The sequence below is a fragment of the Streptomyces sp. NPDC014656 genome, assembly GCF_043084305.1.
Lineage (GTDB): Bacteria > Actinomycetota > Actinomycetes > Streptomycetales > Streptomycetaceae > Streptomyces.
Genome location: NZ_JBIBZN010000008.1, coordinates 36,722 through 51,443, shown reverse-complemented (window position 1 = coordinate 51,443; position 14,722 = coordinate 36,722). Strand labels below are relative to the sequence as shown.

The window sequence follows — 14,722 nt, the reverse complement described above, 5'->3', positions numbered from 1 at the left end:
ATGAAGCTCGCTGTCGTGGGGGGCGGATCGACCTACACCCCCGAACTGATCGACGGATTCGCGCGGCTGCGCGACACCCTGCCCCTCACCGAACTCGTCCTCGTCGACCCGGCCGCCGACCGCCTCGACCTGGTCGGCGGGCTCGCCCGCCGGATCTTCGCCAAGCAGGCGCACGAGGGGCGGATCACCACCACGAGCGACCTCGACGCCGCCGTCGAGGGCGCCGACGCCGTCCTCCTCCAGCTCCGCGTCGGCGGCCAGGCCGCCCGGAACCAGGACGAGACCTGGCCGCTGGAGTGCGGCTGCGTCGGCCAGGAGACCACCGGCGCCGGCGGCCTCGCCAAGGCGCTGCGCACGGTCCCCGTCGTCCTCGACATCGCCGAGCGGGTCCGGCGCGCCAACCCGGACGCCTGGATCATCGACTTCACCAACCCGGTCGGCATCGTCACCCGCGCCCTGCTGCGGGCCGGGCACAAGGCCGTCGGCCTGTGCAACGTGGCCATCGGCTTCCAGCGGAAGTTCGCGAAGCTCCTCGACGTGGCCCCGTCCGAGGTCCACCTCGACCACCTCGGCCTCAACCACCTCACCTGGGAGACCGGGGTGCGGCTCGGCGGCCCGGACGGCGAGGACGTGCTGCCGCGCCTGCTCGCCGAGCACGGCGACGCCATCGCCGGCGACCTGCGCCTGCCGCGCCCGGTGGTGGACCGGCTCGGCGTCGTCCCCTCGTACTACCTGCGCTACTTCTACGCGCACGACGAGGTGGTGGAGGAGCTGCGCACCAAGCCCTCGCGGGCGGCCGAGGTCGCCGCGATGGAGAAGGAGCTCCTGGAGATGTACGGGGACCCGGCGCTCGACGAGAAGCCGGCGCTGCTCGGCAAGCGCGGCGGCGCCTTCTACTCGGAGGCGGCCGTGGACCTGGCGGCCTCGCTGCTGGGCGGAGGCGGTTCGCCGTACCAGGTGGTGAACACGCTCAACAACGGCACGCTGCCGTTCCTGCCGGACGACGCCGTCATCGAGACGCAGGCGGCGGTGGGCGCGGACGGGGCGGTGCCGCTGCCCGTGGCGCCGGTCGACCCGCTGTACGCCGGGCTGATCGCGAACGTCACGGCCTACGAGGACCTGGCGCTCGACGCGGCCCTGCGGGGCGGCCGGGAGCGGGTCTTCAAGGCCCTCCTCGCGCACCCGCTGGTCGGGCAGTACGCCTACGCCGAGCAGCTCACCGACCGGCTGATCGCGCACAACCGGGAGCACCTCGCGTGGGCGTGAACGGGGCGCTGCTCGCGGTCGACGCGGGCAACAGCAAGACCGACGCGGCGGTCCTCGCGCCGGACGGCACGGTGCTGGGGACGGCGCGCGGCGGGGGGTTCCAGCCGCCGCTGGTGGGGGTGGCCGCGGCCGTCGACGGGCTGGCGGAGATCGTGGGGCGGGCCTGGGAGGCGGCCGGCGGCGCCGGGCTGCCCCCGGCCTTCGCCCATGTCACCGCCTGCCTGGCCAACGCCGACCTGCCGGTCGAGGAGCTGGAGCTGGAGCGGGAGCTGCTGGGGCGGGGGTGGAGCCGTTCGGTGCGGGTCCACAACGACACCTTCGCCATACTGCGGGCCGGGCTCGACGAGCCGCGCGGGGTGGCCGTGGTCTGCGGCGCGGGCGTCAACTGCGTGGGCATGACCCCGGACGGGCGGACCGCCCGCTTCCCCGCGATCGGGAAGATCTCCGGGGACTGGGGCGGGGGCGGCGGCCTCTCGGACGAGGCCATGTGGTTCGCGGCCCGCGCGGAGGACGGCCGGGGCGAGCCGACGGAGCTGGCCCGCGCGCTGCCCGCGCACTTCGGCCTGGACACGATGTACGCGCTGATCGAGGCCGTGCACCTGGGCCGGATCCCGCACGCCAGGCGGCACGAGCTGGCGCCGGTGCTGTTCCGGGTGGCGGCGGAGGGCGACCCGGTGGCGCTGGCCCTGGTGCACCGGATGGCCGAGGAGGTGGTGGCGCTGTCGGCGGTGGCGCTGGGGCGGCTCGAACTCCTCGACGAGGAGGCGCCGGTGGTACTCGGCGGCAGCGTCCTGGCCGCCCGGCACCCGCAGTTGGAGGCGCGGATCCGCGAACTGCTCGCCGAGCGGGCGCCGAAGGCGGTCGTCCGGTTCGTGACGGCGCCGCCGGTGCTGGGCGCGGGGCTGCTCGCCCTGGACGAGCGGGGGGCGGGCGCGGAGGCGGCGGAGCGGCTGCGGGAGCAGTACGCGGCCTGACGTGCCGCCGGTGGGGCGCCTCCCGTCCGGAGGCGCCCCACCGGCGTGTTCACCTGTTCGAGCGATCCCCCGGGCGGAACCGATCCGGGGGATCCGACGTATTCAGAGTGAAGGGTGTTCGAAGAGGGTTCGAGGAGATTGCGGAGAGAGTCCGGGAGGAGTCCGGGGAGACGGCGAGGGGGGCTCGCCTGCGGAAGTCCCGCGGGAGTGGGGCACGATAGGCACAAGATCGTGTCATTCCCGGTGTGCGGGCGGGCCGCCTGCGGCCATACTGCTCGCCGGGGTCGATCGACGTCGAGACCGAGGGGGAGGTCACGTGACACAGCCACCGAGCGCGCCCGCCGCCGCGCGGGGCCCGGCAACCGCGCCCGCCCGGCCGACGGTGCCGGGGCAGGTCTCGCGCGCCGCCGCCGTCGGGGCCGCTCCGCCGCCCGCCCGGGGGGCCTGGGCCGTCGGGCGCGAGGTCCTGCGGGAGGCCGCGACCACCGAGCCGGGCCGGCTGCGGATCCTGGGCGCCGTCCTGGCGCTGCTCGTCCTGGCGCTCGGCACGATCGCCGGACTCGAAGCCGCCGACCGGGCCACGTCCGCCGAGGACGTCGTCGGACGCAGCCAGCCGCTGAGCGCCGACGCCGCCGCGATCTACCGCTCCCTGGCCGACGCCGACTCCACCGCCGCGGCCGGCTTCCTCGCCGGCACGCTCGAACCCGCCGAGTCCCGCGCCCGCTACGACCGGGACCTCGCCACCGCCTCCCGGCTGCTGGTCAAGGCCGCGGCGAACACGGACGGCTCCGCCGAGTCCGCCCGCGAGATCACCGCGCTCAACGAACTGCTGCCCCGGTACGCGGGCCTGATGGAGCGGGCCCGGGCCGCCAACCGGCAGGGCCTGCCGCTGGGCGGCGCCTATCTGCGGTACGCCAACCAGGAGATGACCACCCGCCTGCTGCCCGCCGCCGAGCGGCTGTACGCGGCGGAGACCGCCCGGCTGCACCGGGACGACGAGGACGCCCGCACCTGGCCGTACCTGGCGCTGGGCGCCGGCGCGCTCGCCCTCGGCGCCCTGGTGTGGGCGCAGCGGCGGGAGTACCGGCGGACCAACCGGGTGTTCAGCCGGGGGCTGCTCGCCACCACCGCCGCCTCCGTGCTGGTGCTGCTCTGGCTGGGCGGGTCGCACACCGTGGCCCGGGCGGGCCTGAGCTCCGCGCGGACCGAGGGACAGCAGTCCCTCCAGCTCCTCAACGAGGCGCGGATCAGCTCCCTCAAGGCCCGTGCCAACGAGAACCTGACGCAGGTCGCCCGGGGCGCGGTGCTCACCGAGGACGGCAAGAACGACAAGTACGAGGCGGAGTACGCCACCGGCATGGCGGCGCTCACCGACGCGCTCGCCCGGGCCACCCGGCTCGCCGACGACGAGGCCGGGCGGGCACCGCTGACCGAGGCGACCGCCCGGGCCGCCGAGTGGCAGGAGCGGCACGCCGCCGCGCGGGAGCTCGGCGAGGCGGGCGACTACCAGGGCGCCCTGGACCGGATCATCGGCCCGAAGGGGACCCAGGAGCCGAAGGACTCGGCCGGCTGGTCCTTCGACCAGGTCGACGCGGCCCTGGAGCGGGCGCTCGCGCACGAGCAGGAGCAGTTCACCGGCTCCGCGCGCGGGGCGGTGGACGCGCTGACCGGGCTGCCGCTGGGCGCGGCGGCGCTGGGCGCCCTCGGCGCCCTCGGCGCGGTGCTCGGCATCAACCGAAGACTGTCGGAGTACCGGTGAGAGGGGGCGGAATGGCACACGACGGCGAGCCGGTGGCGCGACGACCGGCACGGCGGCTGCGGGGCTGGGGCGGCGTGGCCGCGATGGGCGCGGCCTGCGCGCTGACCGCCTCCCTCACCCTGCTGCCGCTGGCCCGGGACGCGGCCGACGCGGGCGCGCCCGCCGGCCCCTTCGGGCCGGGACCGGGCGTGGCCACGGGCGTCCAGGTCAAGGCCGACACCTGCGAGCACCCGGAGGCCTCGCTGCGGCCCTCCACCGCCGACGGGCCCTCGGTCGCCGCGATCAAGGCGCGGGGCAGGCTGGTCGTCGGCGTCGACCAGTCCAGCTACCGCTGGGGCTTCCGGAACCCGGAGACCGGAGCCCTGGAGGGCTTCGACATCACCCTGGCCCGGGCGATAGCCGAGGACCTCCTGGGCAGCGAGGACGCGGTGGTCTTCCGCGCCGTGCCCACCAACCAGCGGATCGCGGCGCTGGACAGCGGCAAGGTGGACCTGGTGGTCCGCACGATGACGATCAACTGCAAGCGGATCCAGCAGGTGGCCTTCTCCACCGCCTACTTCCGGGCCGGGCAGCAGGTCCTGGCGCCCAAGTCCTCCCCGATCACCGGCTACGACGACTCGCTGAAGGGCCGCAGGGTCTGCACCGCCGAGGGCTCCACGGCCCACGACGCCCTGGAGGAGAAGTCCTTCGGCGCGGTCATCAGGGACGAGGGCGACGGCACCCCCGCCGACCGGAACCTGCTCACCGTGCCCAACCAGCTGGACTGCCTGGCCCGGCTCCAGATGGGCGAGGTCGACGCCGTCGTCACCGACAACGCGCTGGGGGCCGGCCAGGCCGCGCAGGACCCGGCGGTGGAGCTGAAGGGGAAGCCGTTCACCGAGGAGTACTACGGGGTGGCGGCCAAGCTCGGCAACGACGACCTGGTGCGCCGGGTCAACAAGGTCCTGGAGGACTACCGCAAGGGCCGCTGGCAGGAGGCGTACGGACGCTGGCTGGAGGCCGGGCTCGGGAAGGCCGGACCGCCCGAGCCGCTGTACAAGTAGGCCCCGCACGAACCGAACGAGATGAGGAGACCGATGGGCGTCACGGGACCCCCTGGGCCGGTGATGGACCGGGACGAGGTGGACCGTGCGCTGGCGCGCCTCGGCGCGGAGCACAAGGCGGTCGAGGACTCGCTCCTCGCGCTCCAGGACCACGCCGGGCGGCGGCTCCTCGAAGGCGCCGGGCTGACCGGCACCACCCGGGAGCGCTGGGCGGAGACCGAGCGGGCCGTCACCGTCCTCTGGAACTGCTTCGACGCGTACACGGCGGCGCTGCGGGAGGCCCGGGAGATCCGGTCGCGGCACAAGTGGCCGACCCGGGAGGAGCTGGCGGAGCTGACCGAGCGGCTGCGCGGCGAGACGGTGCACGTGCCCGGCGGCGCCGGCGAACGGGCGCTGCTGGCCGAGCGGTTCACCCTCGACGGGCTGGTGCGGCGGATGAACGAGCTGTACGCGGCCTCGCTCGACGTGGTCGTCACCGCGGACGCCGTGTGGTCGGCGCTGCCCGCGCGGATAGACCTGCTCGCGGCCGAGCTGGGGCGGACCCGCTCGCTGGCGCACTCGGTCGGGGTGCGCCCCGGCGAGCACCCGGCCGGCGACGAGCTGGAGTCGATCACGGCCGAGCTCACCGAGCTGCGGTCCCTCGTGGTGACCGATCCGCTGGCGTTCTGGCGGCCCGCGGCGGGCAGTTCGGCGCCCGGCGGCGGCCGGCCCGACACCGTGCGGTACGACCGGGCGGCGCTCGCGCTGGAGGACGTGCGGCGGGAGATCGAGGCGGTCCTCGCGGTGCGGCAGGACTCCGAGGAGCGGCTGCTGCGGCTGCGGGACGTGCTGTCCCGGGCGGACCGGACCCTCGCCGAGGCCCGGGTGGCGCGCGGCGAGGTGCTCGCGAAGATCGCCGCCTCCGAGGTGCCGGCCGTGAGCGGGCCGCCGACGGCGCTCCAGGAGCGGCTCCAGGCCGCCGCCGAGTACCGCCGGCACGCCCTGTGGCACCGGCTGTCGCCGCTGCTCGACGCGCTGGAGCGGGAGGCGGAGGAGGAGCTGCTGCGGGCCCGGGACTCGCTGACGGCGGTGACGGCGCCGCTCGCGGTGCGGGCCGAGCTGCGCGGCCGGCTCGACGCGTACCGGGCGAAGGCGACCCGGCTCGGCGGGGCGGAGGACCCGGTCCTCACCGAGCGGTACGACACGGCGCGCCGGATGCTGTGGAGCGCGCCCTGCGACCTGCGGGCGGCGGAGCAGGCCGTGCTGCGCTACCAGGGGGCGGTGGCGGAGCTGCTGTCCGGGCCGTCGGACACGGGAGGACGACAGTGGTGAGCGGTCAGGCGGCGGGCGGGGCGGGCGGCTGCCAGCGGCCCACGTGCGAGGGCGCGTACGAGGACGTGGGCGGCGGCGAGCTGTACTGCGACACCTGCGGGCTGGCGCCGGTGGTGGCGCCGAACGGACGGCTCCAGGCCAATCCGACCGGGGTCGCGGTGCCCGGGAAGCACGGCACCGGGACGGGCGCGGGCTTCGGGACGCCGTCCGAGGCGGCGGCCTGGGGGCCCGACTCGTCGTCCGCGCGCAGCGGTTCGCGGGCGTCCTCACGGGCCTCGTCCCGCTCCTCGTCCTCGCGCCGCTCGGTCTCCGGGCGGCTGTCGCGGGCGCTGTCCGGGCAGGCCACGGGCCGCTCGGTGTCGGTGCGCAGCTCCGGTTCGTCGACCGCGCAGTCGGCGCGGAACCGGCTGGGCGCGGGGCTGGTCTCGATCCCGGAGGTGCCGCGCCCCGACCCGCGCGCGGCGGTGATGGCGAACCCCGAGGTGCCCGAGCGGAAGCGATTCTGCTCCCGTTCCGACTGCGGTGCCCCGGTGGGCCGTTCGCGCGGTGACCGGCCGGGCCGCACCGAGGGCTTCTGCACCTCGTGCGGGCACCCGTACTCCTTCGTGCCGAAGCTGCGCGCGGGCGACGTGGTGCACGGGCAGTACGAGGTGGCGGGCTGCCTCGCGCACGGCGGCCTCGGCTGGATCTACCTCGCCGTCGACCGGGCCGTCTCGGACCGGTGGGTGGTCCTCAAGGGCCTGCTCGACACCGGCGACCAGGACGCCATGGCGGCGGCGATCTCGGAGCGCCGCTTCCTCGCCGAGATCGAGCACTCCAACATCGTCCGCATCTACAACTTCGTCGAGCACCTCGACCCGCGCACCGGCTCCCTGGACGGCTACATCGTCATGGAGTACGTCGGCGGCAAGTCGCTCAAGGAGATCGCCAACGACCGGCGGACCCCCGAGGGCCGGCGCGACCCGCTCCCCGTCGAGCAGGCCTGCGCGTACGGCATCGAGGCCCTGGAGGCGCTCGGCCACCTGCACAGCCGCAACCTGCTGTACTGCGACTTCAAGGTGGACAACGCGATCCAGTCCGAGGACCAGCTCAAGCTCATCGACATGGGCGCGGTCCGGCGGATGGACGACGACGAGTCGGCGATCTACGGCACGGTCGGCTACCAGGCCCCCGAGGTGGCGGAGGTCGGCCCCTCGGTCGCCAGCGACCTGTACACGGTCGCCCGCACGCTCGCCGTGCTCACCTTCGACTTCCAGGGCTACACCAACGTCTTCGCGGACTCGCTGCCCGAGCCGCAGCACATCGACGTCTTCCAGCGGTACGAGTCGTTCTACCGCTTCCTGGTCCGCGCCACCGACCCGGACCCGGCACGCCGCTTCGCCTCCGCCGAGGAGATGGCGGAGCAGCTGACCGGAGTGCTGCGGGAGGTCGTGGCGCTCCAGTCGGGGCGGCCCCGGCCCGCGCTGTCCACGCTCTTCGGCGCGGAGACCAGGGTCACCGACACCGTGCTCTTCGCCGAGCCGACCGAGGACGTGTCGGTGCTCGGCGCCCGCCGCACCGGCCGGGCCCGGCGCTCCGCTCCCCCGGCCGCGGCGGGCATCCCGGCCGGGCAGCAGCTCGGCTCGCTGCTCGCCCCGCTCGACGTGGCGGCCACCGCGCTCGCGCTGCCGGCGCCGCGGGTCGACCCCTCGGACGCCAACGCCGGTTTCCTCGCCGGTCTGCTGGCCGCCGCGCCCGCCGAGCTGCTCGGCGCGCTGCGGGCCGCGCCCGCGGACACCCCCGAGCTGCGGCTGCGCGCCCTGCGGGCCCAGCTCGACCTGCGGGACCTGGTCTCCGCCGGGCAGACGCTGGGCGCCCTGGAGCAGTGGGACGCCGACGACTGGCGGGTGGTGTGGCACCGGGGCGTGGCCTCGCTGGTGGGCGGCGACCTGACACACGCGGCGCTCGCCTTCGACGCCGTCTACGACGCCTTCCCCGGCGAGCCCGCGCCCAAGCTGGCGCTCGGCGTCTGCGCCGAGGTGCTGGGGCAGCTCGACAACGCGGCCGAGTACTACCACCTGGTGTGGGCGACCGACCCCGGTTTCGTCAGCGCCGCCTTCGGGCTCGCCCGGGTGCGGCTCGCCGCCGGGGACCGCGCGGGGGCGGTCGCCGCGCTCGAATCCGTACCGGAGTCCTCCATCCACTACACGGCGGCCCGGGTCGCGGCCGTCCGGGCGCGGCTGCGGCGGCGCCCGCCGCACGAACCGCTCGGCGCCGACCTGACGGCCGCCGCCGCGCAGGTCTCGGCGCTGGGCGGCTTCGGCCTGGACCCGGTGCGCCGGGAGCGGTTGTCGGCGGAGGTGCTCGGTACGGCCCTCGACTGGGTACTCTCCGGGAGTCCCGGTGCCGCGCCGGGCGGCGGGGAGCCGCTGCTCGGGAGCGCACTGGACGAGAGCGGGCTCCGCTTCGGCCTGGAGCGCGCCTACCGGGTGCTGGCCCGGCTCGCCCAGCGGGGCGAGGAGAGGATCGAACTGGTGGAGCGGGCCAACCGCTACCGCCCCAGGACGTGGGTGTGAGGATGGACCAGAAGCCCCAGCCGCCGTCGCACGGCCTCGCCGCCTGCCCGAACCCGGAGTGCGCGGAGCCCGTGGACCCGAGGGACCGCTACTGCGGGGCCTGCGGCTACGACCTGTCGGCCACCGTGGAGCTGCCGGCCGGACAGGACCGGCCGACCATGCCGATCGCCGCGCCCGTCTGGCCCGAGGCGCCGCCCCGGGACCCCGGCTCGCTGTCGACGCTGACCCAGCACCCCGGCGAGCTGCCGGGCACGGACTCGGGCGGCCGGGACCTGCCGGCGGTGCCGGTGCGGACGGACGAGCCGGTGGCGGCGCCCGAGGCCGGGCCCGCGCCGGAGCCGCCGAAGGGGGAGACGGTGCGGGGCGGGGGCGACTTCGAGCTGGCCGCGCCCGACCCGCGGGCCGCCGTGCGCGCCGAGCCCGCCGCCGCCGAGCCCGAGCCCGCGCCCGCGGCGCCCGGGACCGCGGAGGAGCCGGCCGAGGGGATCTGCGTGGCCTGCCGGGCCGGGCGGGTCGACGGGGACGGGTACTGCGAGAACTGCGGGCACGCCCAGCCCCGCGAGCGCGACCACATGGAGCGGGAGCTCGGCACGGTCGCCGCCGTCAGCGACCGGGGCCTGCGCCACCACCGCAACGAGGACTCCTTCGCGCTCACCGAGACCAGCCTGCCCGACGGCCGGCCGGCCACCGTCGCGATCGTCTGCGACGGCGTCTCCTCCGCCCACCGCCCCGACGAGGCGTCCGCCGCCGCGGCCCGCGCCGCCGGCGCCGTGCTCGGCGAGGCCCTGCCGCGCGGCACCCACCCGCAGCAGGCGATGCACGAGGCGATCGTCGCCGCCGCCGAGGCCGTCACCGCGCTGGCCCGCACCGCCGGCGGGGACGGCGCGGGCGCCGACTCCCTCCACGGCGGCAACTCCCCCGCCTGCACCATCGTCGGCTCCGTCGTCACCGACGGGCTGCTCGTCGTCGGCTGGGTCGGCGACAGCCGCGCCTACTGGGTGCCCGACGACCGCGCCGCGCCCGCCGCCCGGCTCACCGAGGACGACTCGTGGGCCGCGCAGATGGTCAAGGCGGGCCTGATGAACGAGGCGCAGGCGTACGCCGACGAGCGCGCCCACGCCATCACCGGCTGGCTCGGCGCCGACGCGTACGAACTGGAGCCGCACACCGCCGCGTTCAAGCCCGACCGGCCCGGGGTCGTCGTGGTCTGCACGGACGGACTGTGGAACTACGCCGAGGCCGCCGAGGCCATGGCCGGGGCGCTCCCCGCCGACGCGGCGCTCCGGCCGCTGCACGCGGCGCGGGTCCTCGTCGGCCACGCCCTCGACGGCGGCGGACACGACAACATCACGGTCGCGCTGACGCCGTTCACCCCGCCGCCCGCGGGGGCAGGCTCTCCCTGACCCCTCGTCACCACCCGCGCCCGTAACGCCGCCACCACCGCACCGTCGCACCGTCGCACCGTCGCACCGTCGCACCGTCGCACCGTCGCACCGTCGCCGAGGAGCCGAAACCAGATGGCGAACTTCGCCAAGCCGTCCGTGCCGCAGTTCTCGGTGGACGTCTACCAGAACGAGTACCTGCCGGCCGGCGGGCGGGACGTCGACGCCGTCGTCACCGTGACCGCGACCGGCGGCGGCACCAGCGGGGCGACGGGCGTCACCGGGGGCGGCCCCGCCGGCGTGGTGATCATGGTCGACTGCTCGGGCTCGATGGACTACCCCCCGACCAAGATGGAGGGCGCCCGGGCCGCCACCGCCGCCGCGATCGACACCCTGCGCGACGGCACCTCCTTCGCCGTCGTCGCCGGCAACCACGTCGCCACCCCGCTCTACCCCGGCGACGGGCGGCTCGCCGTCGCAGGCGCCCGGACCCGCGCCGAGGCCAAGGAGGCGCTGGGCCGGCTCCGCGCCGACGGCGGCACCGCGATCGGCACCTGGCTGCGGCTCGCCGACGCGCTCCTCGGCGGCGAGGACCTGGTCATCCGGCACGCCGTGCTGCTGACCGACGGGCGCAACGAGCACGAGTCGCCCGAGTCGCTGCGGGCCGCGCTCGACGCCTGCGCGGGCCGCTTCACCTGCGACGCGCGGGGCGTCGGCACCGACTGGGAGGTCAAGGAGGTCACCGGGATCGCCGCGGCGCTGCTCGGCTCCGCCGACATCGTCGCCGACCCGGCCGGTCTCACCGCCGACTTCACGGCCATGATGGAGAACGTCATGGGCAAGGGCGTCTCCGACGTGGCCCTGCGGCTGTGGACGCCGCTCGGCGCGGAGGTCGTCTTCGTCAAGCAGGTGGCCCCGGCCGTCGCGGACCTCACCGGCCGGCGCACCGACAGCGGGCCGCGCGCCGGGGACTACCCCACCGGCTCCTGGGGCGACGAGTCCCGCGACTACCACGTGCGCGTGCGGGTGCCGGCGAACGCGGTGGGGCAGGAGATGCTCGCCGCCCGGGTCTCCCTGATCGTCCCCGACCCGGCCGGCGGTGACGCCCGGCCGGTGTCCCAAGGACTGGTACGGGCCGTGTGGACGCACGACGTGGCGATGACCACGGCCATCAATCCGCAGGTCGCCCACTACACGGGCCAGGCGGAACTCGCGGATGCCATCCAGGCCGGTCTGGACGCCCGCAAATCGGGCGATCAGGACGGAGCGACCGCGAAACTGGGCCGCGCGGTGCAGCTGGCGGCCGCCTCCGGGAACGCGGATACCGCGAAACTCCTTTCGAAGGTGGTGGACGTGGTCGACGCGGCGGCGGGTACTGTGCGGTTGAAGGCGAAGGTCGCGGAGGCGGACGAGATGACACTCGAGACCCGTTCCACCAAGACCGTTCGCGTCAAGAGGTAGCCCGGCCACCGGGCCGGACGACGAGAGGGGGAAGCACCGACATGCCGACCTGCCCGAACGGACACCAGTCGGTCTCCGACGACTGGTGCGAGGTCTGCGGCCATCGCATGGCCGGGGCGGGTGCGCCGGCGGGTGCCGTACCGCCGCCTCCCCCTCCGCCCCCGGGCCCTCCCGGTCCCCCCGGCCCGCCCGGTCCCCCCGGCCCGCCGCCCCCGGCGTACGGCTACCCCCACCCGACCCCCTCGCCCGGCGGCCCCGACCGCCCCGGCTTCCCGGGCGGTCCTGGTACGCCCGGCGGCCCTGACGGCTCCGGCTTCCCCGGCACCTCGGGCGGCCCCGACCGCCCCGGCTTCCCGGGCGGTCCCGGTGCGCCCGGCGGTCCTGGTGCGCCCGGCGGTCCCGGTGCGCCCGGCGGTCCCGACCGCCCCGGCTTCCCCGGCGGACCCGCTGGCCCCGGCGGTCCCGGTGCTCCCGGCTTTCCCGGCGGCCCGGCGGGCGCCGGCAGGCCCGGCTTCCCTGACGGCCCCGGTGCGCCCGGCGGCTCCGACCGCTCCGGCTTCCCCGGCGGCCCGGGCCCCTCGGGCGGTCCCGGCTTCCCCGGCGCTCCCGGGGGCCCCGGCGCGTCCGGCTCTTCGAACTTCCCCGGCGGGCCTGGCCCCTCGGACGGCTCCGGCTTCCCCGGCCCCGGCGGACCCGGTGCCCCGGGCGCCGGCGGACCCGGCTTCCCCGACCGTCCGGGCACACCCGGCGGACCGGGCGGCCCCGGTGGTCCTGGCAACCCCGGCGGACCCGGCTTCTCCGGCGGACCCGGTGCGCCCGGTGGCCCCGGTAATCCTGGCGGACCCGGTGCGCCCGGCTTCCCCGGCGGACCCGGTACGGCCGGCGGCCCTGGTGGCCCTGGCTTCTCCGGTGGCCCCGGTGCGCCCGGCGGCTCCGACCGCCCCGGCTTCCCCGGCGGACCCGGTGCGCCCGGCGGAGCCGGTGGCCCCGGCTTCCCGGGCGGACCCGACTCTTCCGGTGCCCCGGGCGCCGGCCGGCCCGGTTTCCCTGACGGCCCGGGTGCGCCCGGCGGCCCGGCGGGCCCCGGCTTCCCCGGTGGTCCGGGCACGTCCGGCGGCCCCGGCGCTCCGGCAGGTGCCGGAGATCCCCGCTTCTCCGGCGGTCCTGAGGGCCCTGGCTTCTCCGGCGGGCCCGGTGGCCCCGGTGCGCCTGGCGGCTCCGACCGCCCCGGCTTCCCCGGCGGACCCGGCGCTCCCAGCGGCTCCGACCGCTCCGGCTTCCCTGGCAGCCCCGGTGCGCCCGGCGCACCCGGCGGCTCCGACCGCCCCAGCTTCCCCGGCGCGCCCGGCGGCTCCGACCGCCCCGGCGCCCCGGGTGGCCCAGGATTCCCCGGCGCTCCCGCCGGTGCGGGCGGACCGGGCTTCCCGCCCGGCGGCCCTGGTGGCCCCGGCGGCCCCGGCTTCCCCGACGGCCCTCGTACGCCGGGCGGACCCGGTGGCGCGCCCGGTGGCCCCGGGTTTTCCGGGGGGCCCGGTACGCCTCCGCCTCCGTCGGCCGCCTCGTACCAGGGTGGCGGCGGGGGGTTCTCCGCGGGTGGGGATCCGAACGCCACCGCGCAGGCGGAGCTGTGCCCGCAGTGCCGTACGCCGCGCGAGCACATGGCGCCGTACTGCGAGGAGTGCCGGTGGAACTTCCTGACCGGTACCGCGACCTCGTACACGCCGATCGCGCCCGCCCCGCAGCCGAACCGTCCCGCCGGGCCGCCGCCGGGGCTGAACCTGCCGCCGGGCTTCCAGTCGCCGCCGGCGCCCGCACCCGCGCCCGCACCGTCGCAGGACCCGTTCGGGTACCACGACTCGCGGCCCTCGCAGGTGAACCGGCCGGCCGAGCCGCTCGGCGCGGAGCCGACCCATCATCAGGCCCCGCCGCGGCCGCGCGCCGACGACGACTGGGTGCTCTCCCCGCCGTCCCAGGCGCAGCCGCCGCAGGCCCCGCAGCCGCCCCAGCCGCAGGCACCGCAGCGGTGGACCGCGCACATCGGTCCGGACCGTGACTACTTCATGGCGATGATGCGCCGCAGCGGTCCGGAGGCCTCGGGCCTCAACCTGCCCGCGTACGCGCCGCCGAAGCAGCTGCCGCTCCAGGGCAACCAGGTCTCCATCGGGCGCCGCCGGCACTCCACCGGCGAGGCCCCGGACGTCGACCTGGCCGTGCCGCCGGAGGATCCGGGCGTCTCGCACCAGCACGCGGTGCTGGTGCAGCAGCCGGACGGCTCGTGGGCGGTGGTGGACCAGAACTCCACCAACGGCACCACGGTCAACGGCGGCGAGGAGCCGATCCAGCCGTACGTCCCGGTGCAGCTCCAGGACGGCGACCGGGTGCACGTCGGCGCCTGGACGACGATCACCGTCCGGCGCGGCTGACGTCCGTGCCGCCCGGGGGGCCGGGGGTCCTAGACCTCCGGTCCTCCGCCGCCCCGTCTGAGACGATGGAACGGTGAACGAGATTCCCGGGGACGGCGCGGTGCAGGAGCAGACCTTCTACGAGCAGGTCGGCGGCGAGGAGACCTTCCGCCGCCTCGTCCGGCGCTTCTACGAGGGCGTCGCCGAGGACCCGCTGCTCCGCCCGATGTACCCCGAGGAGGACCTCGGCCCCGCCGAGGAGCGGTTCGCGCTCTTCCTGATGCAGTACTGGGGCGGCCCCGGCACCTACAGCGAGCGCCGCGGCCACCCCCGGCTGCGGATGCGCCACGCCCCCTTCGCCGTCGACCGGGCCGCGCACGACGCCTGGCTCCGGCACATGCGGGCCGCGATCGACAGCCTGGAGCTCGCGCCGGAGCACGACGCCCAGTTGTGGCGGTACATGATGTACGCGGCGGCCTCGATGGTGAACACCGCAGGCTGATCCCGATTCAGCAGGTTCAGACCACTCCTCGCCACCGGATGAACACATTCCGGGGATCGTTGACCGA

9 protein-coding genes and 1 pseudogene are annotated in these 14,722 nt (G+C 76.6%); all 10 read left to right on the top strand.

What is annotated here, in order from left to right; genetic code table 11:
* The 10 genes and pseudogenes from ACF1ED_RS19395 to ACF1ED_RS19350 all read left to right on the top strand — a co-directional run bounded on the left by ACF1ED_RS19395 (nucleotide 1) and on the right by ACF1ED_RS19350 (nucleotide 14,655).
* Nucleotides 1–1,266, top strand: coding sequence for a 6-phospho-beta-glucosidase (locus tag ACF1ED_RS19395; RefSeq protein ID WP_391761980.1), 1,266 nt, complete (start codon nucleotides 1–3; stop codon nucleotides 1,264–1,266).
* On the top strand, nucleotides 1,257–2,240 hold the full coding sequence (locus ACF1ED_RS19390; RefSeq protein WP_391761978.1) for an N-acetylglucosamine kinase: 984 nt from the start codon (nucleotides 1,257–1,259) through the stop codon (nucleotides 2,238–2,240). The genes ACF1ED_RS19395 and ACF1ED_RS19390 overlap by 10 nt, the downstream gene beginning before the upstream one ends.
* A 316-nt stretch (nucleotides 2,241–2,556) precedes the next feature.
* Nucleotides 2,557–3,999, top strand: a complete 1,443-nt coding sequence (locus ACF1ED_RS19385) for a hypothetical protein (protein WP_391761976.1) — start codon at nucleotides 2,557–2,559, stop codon at nucleotides 3,997–3,999.
* Nucleotides 4,000–4,010: 11 nt separating this feature from the next.
* On the top strand, nucleotides 4,011–5,042 hold the full coding sequence (locus ACF1ED_RS19380) for a glutamate ABC transporter substrate-binding protein (RefSeq protein ID WP_391761974.1): 1,032 nt from the start codon (nucleotides 4,011–4,013) through the stop codon (nucleotides 5,040–5,042).
* Nucleotides 5,043–5,075: 33 nt separating this feature from the next.
* Nucleotides 5,076–6,353, top strand: coding sequence for a hypothetical protein (locus ACF1ED_RS19375; RefSeq protein ID WP_391761972.1), 1,278 nt, complete (start codon nucleotides 5,076–5,078; stop codon nucleotides 6,351–6,353).
* Nucleotides 6,350–8,908 (top strand): tetratricopeptide repeat protein, encoded by a 2,559-nt coding sequence (locus tag ACF1ED_RS19370; protein ID WP_391761970.1) that lies wholly within the window; start codon nucleotides 6,350–6,352, stop codon nucleotides 8,906–8,908. Before ACF1ED_RS19375 ends, ACF1ED_RS19370 begins: the two co-directional genes overlap by 4 nt.
* Entirely contained in the window at nucleotides 8,905–10,311 is a 1,407-nt protein-coding gene (locus ACF1ED_RS19365; RefSeq protein WP_391761968.1) for a PP2C family protein-serine/threonine phosphatase, read from the top strand. Before ACF1ED_RS19370 ends, ACF1ED_RS19365 begins: the two co-directional genes overlap by 4 nt.
* A 114-nt stretch (nucleotides 10,312–10,425) precedes the next feature.
* Nucleotides 10,426–11,751: a VWA domain-containing protein gene (locus ACF1ED_RS19360; protein ID WP_391761966.1), complete on the top strand. Its 1,326-nt coding sequence runs from the start codon at nucleotides 10,426–10,428 to the stop codon at nucleotides 11,749–11,751.
* Between the two features lie 1,508 nt (nucleotides 11,752–13,259).
* Nucleotides 13,260–14,174 (top strand): annotated as a pseudogene (locus ACF1ED_RS19355) (FHA domain-containing protein); the annotation flags it as partial.
* A 73-nt stretch (nucleotides 14,175–14,247) separates the two neighbouring features.
* The gene (locus tag ACF1ED_RS19350) at nucleotides 14,248–14,655 is read left to right on the top strand and encodes a globin (protein ID WP_391761964.1); all 408 of its coding nucleotides are present in this window, start codon (nucleotides 14,248–14,250) and stop codon (nucleotides 14,653–14,655) included.
* Nucleotides 14,656–14,722: the final 67 nt, after the last annotated feature.

Bases quoted from the DNA above. Each gene is read 5' to 3' on its own strand.
- ACF1ED_RS19395 (WP_391761980.1), top strand. From the start codon at position 1: ATGAAGCTCGCTGTCGTGGGGGGCGGATCGACCTACACCCCCGAACTG.
- ACF1ED_RS19380 (WP_391761974.1), top strand. From the start codon at position 4,011: ATGGCACACGACGGCGAGCCGGTGGCGCGACGACCGGCACGGCGGCTG.
- ACF1ED_RS19360 (WP_391761966.1), top strand. From the start codon at position 10,426: ATGGCGAACTTCGCCAAGCCGTCCGTGCCGCAGTTCTCGGTGGACGTC.
- ACF1ED_RS19375 (WP_391761972.1), top strand. From the start codon at position 5,076: ATGGGCGTCACGGGACCCCCTGGGCCGGTGATGGACCGGGACGAGGTG.